Origin of the sequence: Amycolatopsis sp. NPDC004079 (genome assembly GCF_040610415.1) — a bacterium.
Taxonomy (GTDB): domain Bacteria; phylum Actinomycetota; class Actinomycetes; order Mycobacteriales; family Pseudonocardiaceae; genus Amycolatopsis; species Amycolatopsis halotolerans.
Genome location: NZ_JBEXMH010000015.1, coordinates 145,416 through 161,229, shown reverse-complemented (window position 1 = coordinate 161,229; position 15,814 = coordinate 145,416). Strand labels below are relative to the sequence as shown.

At 69.4% G+C, this 15,814-nt stretch carries 18 protein-coding genes; 9 read left to right on the top strand and 9 right to left on the bottom strand.

The features are described 5' to 3' along the window. Positions 1–198 precede the first annotated feature (198 nt). From purB to ABZX37_RS18455, 3 genes are read right to left on the bottom strand one after another with little or no spacing between them, the layout of a single operon-like run. Positions 199–1,626 carry an adenylosuccinate lyase gene (gene purB, locus ABZX37_RS18465; RefSeq protein ID WP_354740893.1) on the bottom strand — a complete coding sequence of 476 codons (1,428 nt, stop codon included), beginning with the start codon at positions 1,624–1,626 and terminating at the stop codon, positions 199–201. Between the two features lie 34 nt (positions 1,627–1,660). Beyond that, the gene (gene dgoD / locus ABZX37_RS18460; RefSeq protein ID WP_354740891.1) at positions 1,661–2,809 is read right to left on the bottom strand and encodes a galactonate dehydratase; all 1,149 of its coding nucleotides are present in this window, start codon (positions 2,807–2,809) and stop codon (positions 1,661–1,663) included. Positions 2,810–2,817: 8 nt separating this feature from the next. Then, positions 2,818–3,498, bottom strand: a complete 681-nt coding sequence (locus tag ABZX37_RS18455; protein ID WP_354740889.1) for an SDR family oxidoreductase — start codon at positions 3,496–3,498, stop codon at positions 2,818–2,820. An 80-nt stretch (positions 3,499–3,578) separates the two neighbouring features. Between ABZX37_RS18455 and ABZX37_RS18450 the strand changes: the two genes are divergently transcribed. Genes ABZX37_RS18450 through ABZX37_RS18440 form a run of 3 tightly spaced genes read left to right on the top strand, consistent with a single transcriptional unit; the run spans position 3,579 to position 5,883 of the window. Beyond that, positions 3,579–4,193, top strand: coding sequence for a bifunctional 4-hydroxy-2-oxoglutarate aldolase/2-dehydro-3-deoxy-phosphogluconate aldolase (locus ABZX37_RS18450; protein WP_354740887.1), 615 nt, complete (start codon positions 3,579–3,581; stop codon positions 4,191–4,193). Next, positions 4,190–5,176, top strand: coding sequence for a beta-propeller fold lactonase family protein (locus ABZX37_RS18445; RefSeq protein WP_354740885.1), 987 nt, complete (start codon positions 4,190–4,192; stop codon positions 5,174–5,176). Before ABZX37_RS18450 ends, ABZX37_RS18445 begins: the two co-directional genes overlap by 4 nt. Continuing rightward, positions 5,173–5,883, top strand: a complete 711-nt coding sequence (locus ABZX37_RS18440) for an FCD domain-containing protein (protein ID WP_354740906.1) — start codon at positions 5,173–5,175, stop codon at positions 5,881–5,883. Before ABZX37_RS18445 ends, ABZX37_RS18440 begins: the two co-directional genes overlap by 4 nt. On the opposite strand, the gene ABZX37_RS18435 is transcribed toward ABZX37_RS18440, so the two are convergent. After that, positions 5,859–6,791: a helix-turn-helix domain-containing protein gene (locus ABZX37_RS18435; RefSeq protein WP_354740883.1), complete on the bottom strand. Its 933-nt coding sequence runs from the start codon at positions 6,789–6,791 to the stop codon at positions 5,859–5,861. The two genes, ABZX37_RS18440 and ABZX37_RS18435, sit on opposite strands and share 25 nt — an antisense overlap. 71 nt (positions 6,792–6,862) lie before the next feature. Between ABZX37_RS18435 and ABZX37_RS18430 the strand changes: the two genes are divergently transcribed. Together ABZX37_RS18430 and ABZX37_RS18425 are read left to right on the top strand one after the other, a co-directional pair. Further along, positions 6,863–7,519, top strand: coding sequence for an HD domain-containing protein (locus ABZX37_RS18430; protein ID WP_354740881.1), 657 nt, complete (start codon positions 6,863–6,865; stop codon positions 7,517–7,519). Between the two features lie 13 nt (positions 7,520–7,532). Further along, positions 7,533–7,946: a RidA family protein gene (locus ABZX37_RS18425; protein ID WP_354740879.1), complete on the top strand. Its 414-nt coding sequence runs from the start codon at positions 7,533–7,535 to the stop codon at positions 7,944–7,946. A 6-nt stretch (positions 7,947–7,952) separates the two neighbouring features. Here the strand turns inward: ABZX37_RS18425 and ABZX37_RS18420 are convergent, their stop codons facing one another. From ABZX37_RS18420 to ABZX37_RS18410, 3 genes are read right to left on the bottom strand one after another with little or no spacing between them, the layout of a single operon-like run. After that, complete coding sequence (locus tag ABZX37_RS18420; RefSeq protein WP_344266380.1) at positions 7,953–8,564, bottom strand: TetR family transcriptional regulator; 612 nt, start codon at positions 8,562–8,564, stop codon at positions 7,953–7,955. Positions 8,565–8,601: 37 nt separating this feature from the next. Then, positions 8,602–9,291 (bottom strand): hypothetical protein, encoded by a 690-nt coding sequence (locus ABZX37_RS18415; RefSeq protein ID WP_354740878.1) that lies wholly within the window; start codon positions 9,289–9,291, stop codon positions 8,602–8,604. Next, a complete protein-coding gene (locus ABZX37_RS18410) occupies positions 9,284–9,793 on the bottom strand; it encodes a SigE family RNA polymerase sigma factor (protein ID WP_354740876.1) in 510 nt (169 codons plus the stop codon). Before ABZX37_RS18410 ends, ABZX37_RS18415 begins: the two co-directional genes overlap by 8 nt. A gap of 141 nt (positions 9,794–9,934) precedes the next feature. Here ABZX37_RS18410 and ABZX37_RS18405 point away from each other — a divergent pair, with 141 nt between their 5' ends. Further along, on the top strand, positions 9,935–10,951 hold the full coding sequence (locus ABZX37_RS18405) for a GntG family PLP-dependent aldolase (RefSeq protein WP_354740874.1): 1,017 nt from the start codon (positions 9,935–9,937) through the stop codon (positions 10,949–10,951). A gap of 16 nt (positions 10,952–10,967) precedes the next feature. Further along, complete coding sequence (locus ABZX37_RS18400; RefSeq protein WP_354740872.1) at positions 10,968–11,549, top strand: HAD family phosphatase; 582 nt, start codon at positions 10,968–10,970, stop codon at positions 11,547–11,549. 69 nt (positions 11,550–11,618) lie between these two features. Here ABZX37_RS18400 and ABZX37_RS18395 read toward each other — a convergent pair whose 3' ends face one another. Then, the gene (locus ABZX37_RS18395; protein ID WP_344266394.1) at positions 11,619–11,804 is read right to left on the bottom strand and encodes a hypothetical protein; all 186 of its coding nucleotides are present in this window, start codon (positions 11,802–11,804) and stop codon (positions 11,619–11,621) included. Positions 11,805–12,224: 420 nt separating this feature from the next. Between ABZX37_RS18395 and ABZX37_RS18390 the strand changes: the two genes are divergently transcribed. Together ABZX37_RS18390 and ABZX37_RS18385 are read left to right on the top strand one after the other, a co-directional pair. After that, on the top strand, positions 12,225–13,400 hold the full coding sequence (locus ABZX37_RS18390; protein WP_354740870.1) for a S53 family peptidase: 1,176 nt from the start codon (positions 12,225–12,227) through the stop codon (positions 13,398–13,400). Positions 13,401–13,565: 165 nt separating this feature from the next. After that, on the top strand, positions 13,566–14,543 hold the full coding sequence (locus ABZX37_RS18385; protein WP_354740868.1) for a hypothetical protein: 978 nt from the start codon (positions 13,566–13,568) through the stop codon (positions 14,541–14,543). A gap of 98 nt (positions 14,544–14,641) precedes the next feature. Here ABZX37_RS18385 and ABZX37_RS18380 read toward each other — a convergent pair whose 3' ends face one another. Further along, complete coding sequence (locus ABZX37_RS18380) at positions 14,642–15,808, bottom strand: pyridoxal phosphate-dependent aminotransferase (protein ID WP_354740866.1); 1,167 nt, start codon at positions 15,806–15,808, stop codon at positions 14,642–14,644. Between the last annotated feature and the right edge of the window lie 6 nt (positions 15,809–15,814).

The window sequence follows — 15,814 nt, the reverse complement described above, 5'->3', positions numbered from 1 at the left end:
GGTGGTGGCGGGTGATGCGGTGGGGGGGCTTGGTTTTTTTTTTTATTTTGCGTTTTTATATTTTTCGGGGTTCGCTTCTTCTGGAGCGGGGTGGGGGGGGGGGGCGGCCCCCCCCCCCGCTTCCGGGTTCGGCACGAAGACTAAAAGCTTCGCCCGATCGAGTAATGCCGTCTCAGCACGTGGACGGCGTGCGCGCACTCACAGAATCGGCTGCGGCGCGTACGCCGCGGCGTCCGGGAATCGCTTCAGCACGTCCTCGACGCGCGCGGCGACTTCTTCGACCTGGCGCGGGGCGACGCCGGTGAACGAGATCCGGTCGGCGAGGAGTTCGTCCAGGTCAGCGCGGTCGAGCGGGAGGCGTTCGTCGGCCGCGAGCCGGTCGAGGAGGTCGTTCTCCGCGCCGCGTTCGCGCATCGCGAGGGCGACCCCGACGGCGTTCTCCTTGATGGCCTCGTGAGCCGTCTCACGCCCGACGCCCCGGCGCACCGACGCCATGAGCACCTTCGTGGTCGCGAGGAACGGGAGATAGCGATCAAGCTCACGCTCGACCACGGCCGGGAACGCGCCGAATTCGCCGAGCACGGTGAGGAAGGTTTCGAGCAGGCCGTCGAGGGCGAAGAACGCGTCCGGCAGCGCTACGCGACGCACCACGGAATCCGAGACGTCGCCCTCGTTCCACTGGTCGCCGGCCAGTTCGCCGATCATCGACAGGTAACCGCGCAGCACGACCGCGAGACCGTTGACGCGCTCGCAGGATCGGGTGTTCATCTTGTGCGGCATGGCCGACGACCCGACCTGGCCCGGCTTGAAGCCCTCGGTGACCAGCTCGTGCCCGGCCATCAGCCGGATCGTCTTGGCGAGGCTGGACGGCGCGGCGGCGAGCTGGACCACAGTGGACAGCACGTCGAAGTCGAGCGAACGCGGGTACACCTGGCCGACGCTGACGAACCGGTTGCCGAAGCCGAGGAACTCGGCGATCCGCGATTCCAGCTGGTCCAAAGTGGACTCGTCGCCGAGCAGGTCGAGCATGTCCTGCGCGGTGCCGACCGGACCCTTGATGCCGCGCAGCGGGTAGCGCTCGATCAGGTTGTCCAGTCGGGAGAACGCCACGAGCAGCTCGTCGGCGGCGGTCGCGAAGCGCTTGCCGAGCGTGGTCGCCTGCGCGGCGACGTTGTGCGAGCGGCCGGCCATCACCAGGTCGGAGTGCTCGACGGCCAGCACGGCCAGCCGCGACAGCACCGCCGCGACGCGGGCGCGGACCAGTTCCAGCGAGCGCAGCTGCTGCAGCTGCTCGACGTTCTCGGTGAGGTCGCGCGAGGTCATGCCCTTGTGCACGTGCTCGTGCCCGGCGAGGGCGTTGAACTCCTCGATCCGGGCCTTCACGTCGTGCCGGGTGACGCGTTCGCGCGCGGCGATCGATTCGAGGTCGACCTGCTCGACCACGCGCTCGTAGTCGTCGACCACGCCTTCGGGCACCTCGACGCCCAGCTCGGCCTGTGCCCGCAGCACGGCGAGCCACAGCCGCCGCTCGAGCACGACCTTGCGTTCGGGCGACCAGAGCGCCACCAGCTCAGGCGAGGCGTAGCGGGCGGCGAGCACGTTCGGAATGCTGGGCTTGAGCGTCACGGGGCCACGATACCTGCGCAGGTCAGCGGGGCGGTCACCACTCCGTGAGGCTGCCGTCGGGAAGCCGCCACACCGGGGACCGCCAGGCATGGCCGGTTTCATCAGCGCGACGCACGGCCTCCTCGTCCACCTCGATGCCCAGGCCAGGCGCGGTCGGCCGCGCGGCATACCCGTCGACGAAGCGGAACAGCGCGTCGTCGGCGAGATACGCGACCGGCTCGCGGCCGTCGTGGTAGTGCATGCCCAGGCTTTGTTCCTGGATCAGGAAGTTCGGCGTAGCGAACGCCACCTGCAGCGCGGCGGCCAGCGAGATCGGGCCCAGCGGGCAGTGCGGGGCGAGGTTCGCGCCGTACACCTCGGCCAGCGCGGCGATCCGGCGCAGTTCCGAGATGCCGCCCGCGTGCGACGGGTCCGGCTGCACCACGGCGACGCCCGCGTCCAGCACTGGTTTGAATTCCCAGCGCGAGAACAGCCGTTCCCCGAGCGCGATCGGGACGGTCGAGGATTCGACCACCGATTTCACCACGTCGGCGGACAGTTCCGGCAGCACCGGCTCCTCGACGAACATCGGCTGTACTTCTTCGAGCATCTTCACCAGCCGTCGCGCCATCGCGGGCGAGACGCGGCCGTGGAAGTCGATCGCCAGGTCCCGGTCGGGGCCGAGCGCTTCCCTGGCCTCCCTGGCGCGGGCCAGTGCCGCCTGAGCCTCGGCGGGCGTGGCGATCGGCCCGAGAGGACCGGCGACGTTCATCTTCACCGCGGTAAAACCACGCTCGACCTGCGCGGACACCGCGTCGAAGATCCCTGACGGACGGTCTCCGCCGACCCACGAATACACCCGCACGCGATCGCGCACCGGGCCGCCGAGCAGCTCGTGCACCGGAGCGTTCCGCGCCTTGCCCGCGATGTCCCACAGCGCCTGGTCGAACCCGGCGAGCGCGCTGGAGAGCACCGGTCCGCCGCGATAGAAACCGCCGCGGCGCAGGACCTGCCAGTGGTCCTCGATGCGCAGCGGGTCCTTCCCGATGACCAGCTCGGCCAGCTCGTGCACGGCGGCGCGGACGGTCCCGGCGCGGCCTTCCACGACCGGTTCGCCCCAGCCCGCGATGCCCTCGTCGGTGCTGACCTTGAGGAACAACCAGCGCGGCGCGACGAGGAACGTTTCGATCCCGGTGATCTGCACCTTGTCTCCTAAGCAGAATCTTTCGCGGCCGACCAGCCGCCATCGACGGTCAGCTCGGCACCCGTGACGAACGACGCCGCGGGCGAGAGCAGGAACGCGATCACCGCGGCGATCTCGGCCGGATCGCCGAGCCGTCCGGCGGGCGTCGCGCGGATGCTGCGTGCGCGGTCTTCCGCGCTGATCCGGCCCCACGCCTCGGTTTCGACCGGACCGGGAAGCACCGAATTCACCCGGACCTCCGGCGCGTACTCCACGGCCAATTGCCGGGCCAGAGAAACCAAAGCGCCTTTACTGGCCGCGTAAGCCGGGTGGCCGGGCAAGCCGAATCGCGCGTGTACGGAGGAAACCAGCACCACGGAGCCGCGCCGAGAGCGCAGCGAAGGCAGGCAGGTACGGACGGCCAGGTACGACGCGGTGAGGTTCACGTCCAGCTGTCGTTGCCATTGCGCGCGATCGGTTTCGTGCAGTGGGCCCAAAGTCGGCAGGTACGCGTTGCTGACCACGGCGTCGACTTCGCCCGCAAGATCGAGAACACGTTGCCACGTCTCGTCTTCGGTCACGTCGCCTTGCACGCCGCCGGGCACCGGGGCGAGGTCGACGCCGATCACCCGATAGCCGTCGGCCTCGAGACGGCGGGCGGTCGCGGCTCCGATCCCGGACGCCGCACCGGTCACCACGGCAGTGCGCATGGTTGGCAAGCATGCCGGGACGCCCGCGACCCCGTCAAGAATAATTAGTAATTTATAATTTGCCTGCTAGGCTGGCTGCCATGGGATACCGGTGGGAGATCACGCGCGAAGCGGTTCGCCAGGGCGTCGTCGGGATCGTGCGGACAGCGGACGCCGCCTCGGCCGTCGCCGCCGCGCGGGCAGTGCTCGACGCCGGGCTGAAGTCGGTCGAAGTCCCGCTCACGAACGCGGGTGCGCTCGTCGCGATCGAGGAGCTGACTGCCGCGTATCCGGACGCCACGATCGGAGCGGGCACAGTGCTCGACGAATCGTCCGCGACGGCCGCGATCCGGGCAGGGGCCCAGTTTCTCGTGTCGCCGTCGCTGCACACCGAGGTGTTGCGTACCGCTCATCGGTACGGCGTCGCGGCGCTGCCGGGCACCGGTTCGGTCACCGAAATCGTGCGCGCGATGGAGGAAGGTGCTGACGCCGTAAAGGTTTTCCCGGCTTCCGCGCTCGGTCCGCAATGGATTAAGGACGTACGCGCGGCGCTTCCGCAGGCCCCGCTGGTGCCGACGGGTGGAATCGCTCCCGAGGACGTGCCACGCTGGCTCGACGCGGGCGCGGTCGCCTGCGGGATCGGGTCGGCGCTGACCCGTGGTTCGACTGAGGACATCCGGGCCAGAGTGGCCGCGTTGGTGAGGGAGAGCTCGTGAGCGACGTCGTACTCGTCGGCTGCCGTACCGCCGAAACCGGCGGAAACGGCACGGGAATCGCGGTTTTCCGACGCTCCGGCGGCGAGCTGACGGCGGAATCGACGTTGCCGATGGTGTCGCCGACCTGGCTGGCCCAGCATCCCGCGCTGCCGATGGTGTACGCGGTCAACGAGACGAGCTACGGCGAGGTCACCTCCGTTTCGGTCGCCGACGGCCTGGTCGCGCTCGACGTGGTCGAATCCGGTGGAGCCAGCCCGTGCCACCTCGCGGTGACGCCGAACGGCCGATTCCTGTTGTGCGCCAACTACGGCGGCGGCAGCCTGGCCGTGTTCGCCCTGCGCGCGGACGGCCGGATCGACGGCCGCACCGACCTGGTGCAGCACACCGGCAGCGGGCCGCGCGCCGACCGGCAGGAAGGCCCGCACGTCCACATGGCGGTGTCGTCGGCGGACAGTTCCGTGGTGAGCGCCGTCGACCTCGGCACCGACGAGATTCGCAGCTACACACTGTCCCCGGAAGGAAAGCTGACTCCGCTGGCCGTTTCGTCGCTGCCGTCGGGAACGGGTCCGCGGCAGCTCGTGCGCGGCCAGGACGGAATCGCTTACGTGGCAGGAGAATTGTCCGGCGAGCTGATCACGATGCGGGAGACTTCTCCGGGAGCGTTCGAGTTCGTCGCGGCGACTCCGGCGACCGCGGCCGGCGGCGAATCCCTGGTGGCACACCTGGAAGTGCTCGATTCCGGGATCTACCTGTCGAACCGCGGCCCGGAATGCATCACGTCTTTCGCCGGAGATCCGCTGCGCGCGACCGCCGATCAGCCGTGCGGCGCGTACCCGTGGAACTTCGCGGTGGCGGACGGAACGTGCTACACCGCCGCGTTCCGAGACGACGTCATTTCCGTCTTTCCGTTGAAGGACTTGGGAAACGCGGAGGTCCGCAAGTATCCGACCGGCTCCCCGACGTGCGTGCTCCCGCTCCGGTGACCGACCATCGCCCTCGCGGCCTGCACGGACAGACCGTGGAAACGCTCGCCGCACGCATTCTGTCCGGAGAATGGCGCGAGGGCATGGTGCTGGACCTTCCCGCACTGCGTGAGGAGCTGGACATCAGCCTCACCGCGCTGCGCGAAGCGTTGAAAGTGTTGGCAGCAAAGGGAATGATCGGCGCACGACAGAAGCACGGCACATTCGTGCAACCGCGCGAGAGCTGGCAGCTTCTCGACGCCGACGTCATGCGCTGGCAAACCACGGCACGCGGAAACGCTGGCTTGCTGGACGAATTGGCCGAAGTACGCGCCGTGGTCGAGCCCGCCGCGGCACGAATGGCCGCGGAACGCGCGACTGCCGAAGACCTTGCTGCGCTGACGTCCGCGCTCGACGCGATGGTGGCGGCACCGGATCTGGAGGCGAGTGTCGAGGCCGATCTGGCATTCCACCGCGGTCTGCTGACCGCCGCGCACAACAACTTCCTGCTCCAGATCGAACGCGTCATCGCGATCGGCCTGGCGGAACGGGACAAACTCGTCCACAGCGCCGGTCCCACCGACGACCCGGTGCCGAGTCACCGCCGGGTGCTGGACGCTATCGCCGCGCACGACCCGGTCGGCGCGGAGACCGCGATGCTGGAGCTGCTGGTGAAATCGGCCGCCGACGCGAAGCGGACGGGTCAGGAAGTGAAAGCCCGCCGGTAAGCCGTCGGCGTGGTCCCGAGTACCCGCCGAAAGTGCAGCCGCAGGTTGGCCGGGGTGCCGAGACCGCAGTCGCGCGCCACCCGGTCCACTGAATGATCCGTGGACTCCAGCAGTTCCCGCGCCTTGCCGAGCCGCGCGTTGAGCAGCCACTGCAACGGCGTCGTCCCGGTTTCCTCGGCGAAGCGGCGCAGGAAAGTCCGCTGCGACATCTCCGCGTGCCGGGCAAGCAGGCGGATGCTGAGCGATTCGTCCAGTCGCTGCAACGCCCATTCCCGCGTGGCGGACAGCGAAGCGTCGCCAGCGTCCGCGAGCGGAGCGGGGACGTACTGCGCCTGGCTGCCTTCCCTATGCGGAGCGGCGACCAGTCCGCGTGCGATCCGGTTCGCGACCGCGGCACCCAGGTCGCGGCGCACGATGTGCAGGCACAGGTCGATGCCGCAGCAGACGCCAGCCGAGGTGAGCACGTCGCCTTCATCGACGTAGAGGACATCCCGATCGACCTGGACCGACGGGTACCCCCGCTCGAATTCGTCGATATATTCCCAATGCGTCGTGGCGCGCAGGCCGTCGAGAATTCCGGCCGCGGCCAGCGCGAACGCGCCGGTGCAGATAGACACCACTCGCCGTCCCCGGTCGCGCGCCTCGGCCAGCAGCTCGACGGCCGCTTCCGGAGTCTCCCGGATCGGGTCGTAGCCCGGCACGATCACTGTGTCCGCCGCGCGCAGCTCCTCGATGCCGCCTTCGGCCGCCAGGTCGAATCCGGCGCTGGTGGCGACCTTCGGACCGAGCGCGCACAACGTCATCTCGTAATGCGTTTGCGGCCGGGCGTGAAACACCTGCGCCGGGATCGCCAGGTCGAGCGGGAGAACCCCGTCGAGCGCCAGCACCGCGACTCGATGCACCGTCATGGCAAGATTCTATCGAAGTACGGCACACTTGCCACTCGCCAGGTCAGGGCGTTGCGGCCAGGGTTGAAGGCATGACCGAACTCCTACCGGACGCGGTTGCCACCCTGCCGCCGACTCCGCTGGCGGACGCCGTCATCGAGGTCGTCCGACCGCTGGAATCGCTGTCGGTCTTCAACCACAGCGTCCGCACCTACCTGTTCGCCCGGCTGGTCGCCGACCGGCTCGCCCTGTCCGGCTACGACGACGACCTGCTCTTCGCCGCGTGCGTGATGCACGACATCGGCGTGGCACCGGACGGCCCGCACGTGGAACGCTTCGAGGTCGAAGGCGCTGAACGCGCGGCCGGATTCCTTGTCGAACAAGGGATTCCGGTCGCGGACGCCGACGAGGTCTGGCAGGCCATCGCGCTGCACACCTCCCCGGGCATCGTGGAGCACCGGGGCCAGCTGTGCGTGCTCGTCCACGCCGGGGTCGCCGTCGACTTCGGCGGCCCGATCGGCTCCGAATACGTCGAAGCCGTCACCGACGAGCAGGCCGCGACGATCCACGCCGCTTACCCCCGGCTGGAGATGGTCCGCTCGCTCACCGACGCGATCGTCGCGCAGGCGGCGAAAAACCCGAAGAACGCGCCCGTGCCGTCCACTCCCGCTGATTTCTTGCGCGAGCGTGCGGCCGACGGCGAAACCCGGCTGGAGCGTGCTGCCCGCACCTCCCGCTGGGGCAACTGAGAAAGGAATCCCCATGCACTCCGTCACAATCCCCGAGGACTCCGAGGTTTTCGGACCGTCCGGGGCGTCCGCCTTCTCCCGCTTCGGCTACTCGGCCGCGGTCCGCGCGGGAAATCTCCTGTTCATCGCGGGGACGATCGGCCGCCGCCCGGACGGGGCGATCGCGGAAACCATCGAGGAACAGACCGAGATCGCGCTCCGCCGGATCGAGGAAATCCTTCGTCTGGAAGGCCTCGGCCTCTCCGCACTGGTCGACATCACGAGCTATCACGTCGACATCCACCAGCACCTGCCCGGTTTCCTGGAAGCCAAGCAGCGCCTCGTGACCGCCGAGCCTTACCCGGCGTGGTCGATGATCGGCGTCAGCGGGCTCGCCAGCCCGGGGCTGCTGATCGAAATCCGCGCCACCGCGGCATACCCGGACTGACTGTCCTCAATGGACGCCAGCGGACTCCGCGAGCGCGGTCCGCAGCATCCGCCCGGCCGCGGCGCGCGGGGCCGGGTCGACCGCGATCAGCGCGTTGACCACGGCCCCGTCCACCAGCGCGACCAGCCGGTCCAGCTCGTCCTTGGCCACCGGAGTCCCGGAGCGGGCGAAGATCTCCGTCAGCAGTTCGTTGAGCTGCTGGGACAACGTCCGCATCAACGGCCGCAGGTACGGCCGCCGGCCCGTGGCGACCAGGCGTTCGTAGCGCAGCAGGACCGCCTCGGCGTCGGCTTCCGGGTCGCCGCTCTGCGGGCCGAGCAGCATGTCCAGCACGAGTTCCACGGTCGCCTGCACGCCCCGGTTCCGGGTCGTCAGGTCGTCGAGCTGCCGTCGCCCGTTGGCCAGTTCGGTCTGCCCGTGGTGTTCCACCGCGGCGGTGACGAGCTCTTCCAGCGAGTCGAAGTAGTACGTCGTGGACGCCAGCGGCAGGCCGGCCCGCTCGGCGACGGCCCGGTGCCGGACCGCGTCGAAGCCGCCCTCGGCCAGCAGCTCAGCGGCGGCTTCGACGAGCGCTGCCCGTCGTCGCTCGCCCTTGGGGGTGGTGGCTGCTGCCGTCATGTCCGGTCATTCTGCCAGCCGCCCCGGAGGCCGCCGATCAGAACCGGGTGGCCAGCGAAGCGGCGAAGCGCGCCAGATCGGTTGCGTACGGTGCCGGGTGCCCGGACGTCCCCGGCACGCTGACCAGCACGAGAGTCCCTCCGCTGCCGGTTTGCTGACGCACGGTGACGGCTCCGGCCGGTTGCGTGGGCACGTTCACCGCGGCACCGCGGGCGAACACCGCCGCGCCGATCGTCCCGTCCGGAAGCGGGAACCCCGCGCCGCGCGACGACGTCGTACAGACGCTGCCTGGGGAAGCCTGCGCGGCGGTCAAGTGGCCTGGGAGCTCGCCAGCGAGGGCAGTGGCGAGCTCCCAGTCCACCCGTCCGCACCCGGAGGTGCCTTCGACCCGAGGGCCGGTCCTCCCGGTTTCGCCGGCTCCCTGCCGAGACGGCTGACCCGGGAAGTCATCCCCATTGCTGAAAGGACGCGCCGCCGACCCGCCGGGTTGCACCGGCGCGGCCGCGGAATTCGCCATCGAATCAGACTTCTCGCTCGAAATTCCGACAATTCCCCACGCGCCGAACCCGGCGACCACCGCCACGGCCGCCGCGCCCGCGGTGATCCGGTTGCGGCGGCGCACCGTCTCGCGCTTCGAGCGGCGCACCACGTCGTCCACCGAGAACGTCGGGGGCGGCACCTCGCCGGAAGCGGCGGAGAACAACGTCTCGGCTTCCCGCTCATCCATTGGTCTCCACCTCCCGTTCCAGCACCTGACGCAGGTTCGCCAGCCCGCGCGCCGTTTGGCTCTTGACGTTGCCTTCGCTGCAGCCCAGCGCGGTCGCCGCGGCTCCGACGTCGAGTCCGTCGAAGAACCGCAGCACCAGCACGGCCCGCTGCTTCGGCGGCACTTCCTTCAGCGCGGCGAGCAGGTCCTCGCGCGTCGCGACGCGTTCGGCGAGGCCAGGGCCGTCGTCCACGGGTTCCGGCAGCACTTCGGTCTGCCGCTCCCGCCGCCACGGCCGCCGGGACTCGTCGATGACCGCGCGCACGAGCGTCTTGCGCACGTACGCGTCGGTCGCCGCGCGGTCTCTGATCTTCTTCCACCTCCGGTGCAACGCGACGAACGCCGTCTGCGCGAGGTCGTCGGCTTTGTGCCAATCCCCGCACATCAAGTAGGCCGTCCGGCGCACGGCGTCCCTCCTCGCGGCGAAGTACTCCGCGAACTCCTGTTCGTCGCGCTGGTCCACGCGCTTTGCAGCTCCGCTCTGGCCATGTCCGGTGAAGGGACGGATCCGGGGGCGTCCACGGTTGCACGTCCGGCCGGAGACGTTCCACCCCCCGCCGCATTGATGCCGCCCCCACCTGTGTGATGTGATCGGACTGTGACCATGACTGGGCAGCTGATCGACTTCCGTTCCGACACCGTCACCCGCCCGGACGCGATCATGCGCGCGGCCATGGCCGAGGCCGAGGTCGACGACAACGTCATCGGCACCGACCCGACCATCGCCGAACTGGAGCGCCGGGCCGCGCGGACGCTCGGCATGCCCGCGGCGCTGTGGACGCCGAGCGGGACGATGGCGAACCTGATCGCGCTGAGCGTCCACCTGCGGCGCGGCGACCGGTTCCTCGCCACCCGCGGCGCGCACGTGCTCACCAACGAACTCGGCTCGGCCGCCTGGCTCGCCGGCGGCATGCCGGACATCCTCGAACACGACGCGGGCCCCGGCCGGTGCCTGCCGGAGACGCTCGAAGCCGCGATCGGCAACCCCGGCCCGTACTTCGCGCTCCGCACCACGCTGCTGTGCCTGGAGAACACCCACAACGCGGCCGGCGGCGCGGTCACTCCGCCCGACGAGCACGCGCAGCTGCTGTCCGTCGCGAAGCAGGCCGGGCTCACCGTGCACCTCGACGGCGCGCGGATTTGGCACGCGGCCGTCGCGCTGCAGGTGCCGCCCGCCGCGCTGACCGTGGGCGTGGACTCGGTGTCGGCGTGTTTCAGCAAGGGCCTCGGCGCGCCGGTCGGCTCAGTCGTCGCGGGCAGCGTCGAGTTCGTCGAGCAGGCCCGCCGGATGCGGCAGATGCTCGGCGGCGGCGTACGTCAGGGTGGCGTGCTCGCCGCGGCCTGCCTGGTCGCGCTGGACCGCGTCGACGAGCTGGCCGAGACGCACGAGTTCGCGAAGCGCCTGGCCGACGGCCTTTCGGAGCACGGCTGGGACGCGCGGACGCCGGATACCAATATCGTTCTGGCCGGGGTGCCGGACGTGCCGACCGCGCTGAACTGGCTCGGCTCGCTCGGCATCCAGGCTCTGCCCATGGCGGGCAAGGTCCGGTTCGTGACGCACCGGGACCTGTCGTCCGCTGACATCGCCGAAGCACTGCGCCGGATCAAGGCCGGCGCCTGAACCCTGGGGGACTCGGGTGACCAACTGGATCGTGTTCGACTACGGCGAGGTGCTCAGCGTCCGCACCGCCGCGGTGCCGAAGCTGGCCGCCGCCATGGGCGTCTCGCTCGAGACGTTCGACCCGGCGTACTGGAGCGTGCGCGACCCGTACGACCGCGGCTGTCCTGACCTGGAGTACTGGACGTCGATCGGCGACCAGGTGGGCGCGAAGGTGGACGACGCGCTGTCTGCCGAACTGACCGCGCTCGACGTCGCTGGCTGGGGCCAGCTCGCGCCGGGATCGCTGGACCTGCTGCAGTCGCTGTCCGACGCGGGCGCCTCGCTCGCGTTGCTGTCGAACGCGCCGTCGGCGTTCGGCGTCTGGGTGCGCGAGCAGGAGTGGGCGAAGCTGTTCAAGCACACGCTGTTCTCCGGCGACGTGAAGGTCGCGAAGCCGGACGCCGAGATTTTCCAGCTGCTGCTGGACAAACTGGGTGCGAAGCCGGACGAGTGCCTGTTCTTCGACGACCGTCAGATCAACATCGACGGCGCCCGCGCGGTCGGACTCCGCGCACACCTGTGGGACGGCGCCGAAGCCGCCCGCGCGGCGCTGGCCTGAGCTGCGAACGGCTCCCGCACCTTTCCCGGTGCGGGAGCCGTCGTCTGCCTCAGGATGGTTCGGCGCCGGTCAGCGGCTGATGCGCTTCGACTGCTTCTTCCCGGTGATCGCCCCGTAGGCCGCGGTGCCCAGGAACAGCACCCCGCCGATGATGCCGATCCACAGCACGGCCTTGAACACGAAGCCGATCACTGACCCGAGCACCATGAAGGCGATCCAGGCCACGACGAGCGCTCCGACGATCTTCCAGAACATGGCTCCTCCGATGCCGTTTCCGCGCCACGTCGGCCCGGTGCCCTCCAGCGTGCCATCCGTGCGACGAAAACTCTCTACGCCAGCCCAACGTTCAGGGGGATCTCCGGGTTCCCCCTGAACCAGCTTTCCTGGTCGTCTCGTCCAGCGGGTCCGGCTCGGGCTCCGCCGGAGCGGCTGGCTGGCAGGCCGATCTCGCGGCGACGCGCCCCAGCCGACGAACCCGGCGATGCGGCCCGCGGAGCAACCTGACCCCCTCGGTCACCGGACCGGCCGGGCACTGGCCGAGACATCACGGAATGCGGTTTTTACGGCTTTACGACTGTCCGTTGAAAGGCACCTACTATCGGCCCGTTGTTCATTCGGCACCCCGGACCAATTATTAATGGTGAATTATTCACCACTGAGTCGGGAGCAAAATCAATGCGCAAGAAATTGATCGCAGGCGGTGCCTTCGCCGTCGCGCTCGCCCTCACAACCGGTGGAACTGCCACCGCGCAGCAGTTCTCCGCCGCCCCCGCGGCCACCGGTGGTCCGACGGTGAAAAGCGCCTGTGCGCAGGTGCGCGCAGCGGGCCGCATGTCCTGCTTCGCGCAGGTGCGCACAGACATCAAGCAGGCCCGGCGCGCCCCCGGCGCCGCCCCCTCCGGCTACGGCCCCGCAGAGCTGCAAGCCGCCTATCAGCTGAAGGCCGACGGCGGTGCGGGCCAGACGATCGCCGTCACCGAGTCCGGCGATTACCCCTCTCTCAAAGCAGATTTGGCCGCCTACCGCAAGCAGTTCGGATTACCCGCTGGCGACGTGCAGATCGTGAATGAAGACGGCCAGGAGAGCCCGCTGCCGACCGCCGACCCGGACTGGGCCGTCGAGACCGCGCTGGACGTCGACATGATCGCGGCGACCGCGCCGAACGCCAAGATCCTCGTGGTCGAGGCCAATCAGGCCTCCACCGACGACCTGGGCAAGGCGGTGGACACCGCGGTAAAGCTCGGCGCGAAGTTCGTCTCCAACAGCTGGGGCGGCAGCGAGTCCGAGGGGAGCGCGGGCGACGCGCACTTCAAGCACCCCGGCGTGGCGATCACCGCGTCCAGCGGTGACAGCGGTTACGGCGCGAGCTGGCCGGCGTCCTCCCCGTACGCCGTCGGCGTCGGCGGCACGACCCTGAAGAGCAGCGGCGGCTCGTACACCGAGACGGCGTGGAAGGGCGCGGGCTCGGGTTGCTCCAGCTACGCGGCGAAGCCCGCTTACCAGACCGACGCGACCGGCTGCGACAAGAAGGCCATCGCGGACGTCTCCGCGGTCGCCGACCCGGCCACCGGTGTCGCGGTGTATGACACCTTCCAGCAGAGCGGTTGGCAGGTCGTCGGCGGCACCAGCGCTTCGTCCCCGATCATCGCGAGCGTCTACGCCGATGCCGGCACCCCCGGTGCGCAGGACTGGCCCGCCCAGTACCCGTGGTCGCACACCGACCAGCTGACCGACGTCACCTCGGGCAGCAACGGCAGCTGCGACACCAAGCAGTGGTGCAACGCGGGCACCGGCTGGGACGGCCCGACCGGGCTGGGCACCCCGAAGGGCACCGCCGCCTTCACCAAGTAAGAATCGACAATTTCAGATAGTTCACCTTAATCGGGCATAATAGCGACCAGCGGTCGGGCGGAACAAATACGACGTTCCTCCCGATCGCTTGTCGTTACCTTTGTCTAGCCCCCTTCACTCGATAGGGTTCCGAACGAGGGAAGGCCGCAGCGGAGGTGACGCGCATTGACGCTCCACGAGTATTCGATTGCGCCGCACAGTCTCGATCAGCGGAATAACCTTGACTCCCTCGATCCGGGCGAACTCTCCTTCGCCGAAACACTGCGCGGCGCGATCGATGCCAGCGGCCTCACCCTGGAACGCATCCGGGCCAGGCTGACCGAGCGCGGAAGCCGGGTCAGCCTGGCGACGCTGAGCAACTGGCAGTCCGGCAGCCGCCAGCCCGAACAACGCCGGTCGATAGAAGCGGTGCGCCAGCTCGAGAACGTCCTCGAACTGCCGATGGGCAGGCTGTCCGGCAGGCTGGGACCGCCCCGGCCGAGGGGCAGGCAAGTCGCCGCCGAGGAGTCCGCGGCACCCGACGAGCAGTGGCTGGACTCCAGTGGACTGTCGGCGCTGATGACCGACGCCGACATCGCACCGCAGAGCGGACTGCGCCGGATCAGCTTGCACCTGCGCTGTCACCTCGACTCCGGCCGGGCGGTGCACCGGATCAGCTACCGGCACGTCCTGCGGGCCGAACGGGACGGCATCAGCCACGACCTCAACCTGCTGGAACTCTCCCCTGGCACCCGCAGGCGGCCCACGCTCACCTCGACGCACAACTGCAGGCTGGGCCGCCAGTCGGTGAGCGAAGAGAAGCACCTGATGATCAACGAACTGCTCTTCGACAGTGCGCTCCGCCGCGGCGAAACCGTGGTCCTCGAGTACGAGATCGAGCTGTACCCCGAGCCGGGACAGCCGTCCGACAACAGCTGGACCGCCAGTTTCCGGCTGCCCATCCAGGAATTCCTGATCGAGGCCCAGTTCGGTCCCGGCGCCGTCCCAGTCCGCTGCCGGGAGGTCCGCCGCCCGTTCAGCGATCCGACCCCGACCGAACGACCCGTGCGCATCAGCGAATCGGCCAACACGCACGCCGTCATGCTCGGACTGCGCGCCGGGAGGTACGGGCTCGAATGGGACTGGCCCGAGCAGCACGACTGACCGGACCGCTCAAGCCCGCGCGGCGGAACCACGTTGCCTCGACGCACCGGCAGGTCAGCGGCCGATGGCCAGAGATCTCCGAGTTCCCGTGACCGGTTTCACCCCAGCCAGCCGCCGAGCCGGCGCAGCCCCTCGGTCACGTCCTCGGTCGCGCCCGCGAAGGAAAACCGCACGTAGCGGCCGCCGTCGACCGGGTCGAAGTCGATTCCCGGGGTGATCGCGAGGCCGGTGTCGGCGAGCAGGCGCTGGCACCAGCTCAGGCTGTCGGTGGTGTGGTCGGAGACGTCGGCGTAGGCGTAGAACGCGCCGTCGGCGGGGGCGAGTTTGTCGAGGCCGATCTCGCGGAGACCGGCGAAGAGCAGGTCGCGGTTGCGCCGGTAATGCTCGACGTGCGCGTCCGCTTCGGCGTACGACTCCGGCGTGAACGCCGCGACCGCCGCGTACTGCGAAACCGCGGGCGGGCAGATGGTGAAGTTGCCGGTCAGGACATCGACCGCGCGATGCAGCCGCTGCGGCACCAGCATCCAGCCGAGCCGCCAGCCGGTCATCGCGAAGTACTTTGAGAACGACCCGAGCACCAGCGCTTCCCGGCCGTACTGCCAGGCGCAATCGAGCTGCTTGCCATACGAGATGCCGTGGTAGATCTCGTCGCTGATCAACTGCACGCCGTGCGAAGCGCACCAGCCGGAAATAGCGGCCAGCTCACCCGGCGGCAACACGGTCCCGGTGGGGTTGCTGGGACTCGCGACGATGAGCCCGTCGATCGGCCCGAGCCGGTCGAGCTGCTCGACGGTCGGCTGGAAATTCGTCTCGGCGGTCGTGGCGAACTCGACGACCTCGCAGCCGAGGACGTTCAGCAGATTCCGGTACGCCGGATAGCCCGGACGGGCCATCGCGACCCGCGCGCCCGGGTCGAACGCGCTGAGGAACGACAGCAGAAACCCGCCGGACGAGCCGGTGGTCATGACGACGTCGGACGCGGCCACGTCGATGTCGTAGGTGCGCCGGTAATGCCCGGCGACGGCTTCTCGCAGTTCAGGAATGCCGAGCTGCTCGGTGTAGCCGAGGGTGTGCTTTTTGAGGGCTTCCTGAGCGGCCTCAAGCACCGCCGCCGGAGCGGGCACGGACGGCTGCCCGGCGGCCAGCGAAATCAGGTCGCCGTGGCTGCGCTGCCGGGCCTGCGCCGCGGACAGCACGTCCATCACGTGAAAAGGAGGCACGCCTGCCCGCAACGCGGGCCCGCCGAAAGCACCGATGTCGACCATGCGGCC

Bases quoted from the DNA above. Each gene is read 5' to 3' on its own strand.
- ABZX37_RS18450 (WP_354740887.1), top strand. From the start codon at position 3,579: ATGGGATACCGGTGGGAGATCACGCGCGAAGCGGTTCGCCAGGGCGTC.
- ABZX37_RS18425 (WP_354740879.1), top strand. From the start codon at position 7,533: ATGCACTCCGTCACAATCCCCGAGGACTCCGAGGTTTTCGGACCGTCC.
- ABZX37_RS18420 (WP_344266380.1), bottom strand. From the start codon at position 8,564: ATGACGGCAGCAGCCACCACCCCCAAGGGCGAGCGACGACGGGCAGCG.
- ABZX37_RS18430 (WP_354740881.1), top strand. From the start codon at position 6,863: ATGACCGAACTCCTACCGGACGCGGTTGCCACCCTGCCGCCGACTCCG.
- ABZX37_RS18395 (WP_344266394.1), bottom strand. From the start codon at position 11,804: ATGTTCTGGAAGATCGTCGGAGCGCTCGTCGTGGCCTGGATCGCCTTC.
- ABZX37_RS18405 (WP_354740874.1), top strand. From the start codon at position 9,935: ATGACTGGGCAGCTGATCGACTTCCGTTCCGACACCGTCACCCGCCCG.
- ABZX37_RS18455 (WP_354740889.1), bottom strand. From the start codon at position 3,498: ATGCGCACTGCCGTGGTGACCGGTGCGGCGTCCGGGATCGGAGCCGCG.
- ABZX37_RS18415 (WP_354740878.1), bottom strand. From the start codon at position 9,291: ATGGATGAGCGGGAAGCCGAGACGTTGTTCTCCGCCGCTTCCGGCGAG.
- ABZX37_RS18380 (WP_354740866.1), bottom strand. From the start codon at position 15,808: ATGGTCGACATCGGTGCTTTCGGCGGGCCCGCGTTGCGGGCAGGCGTG.
- ABZX37_RS18390 (WP_354740870.1), top strand. From the start codon at position 12,225: ATGCGCAAGAAATTGATCGCAGGCGGTGCCTTCGCCGTCGCGCTCGCC.
- ABZX37_RS18435 (WP_354740883.1), bottom strand. From the start codon at position 6,791: ATGACGGTGCATCGAGTCGCGGTGCTGGCGCTCGACGGGGTTCTCCCG.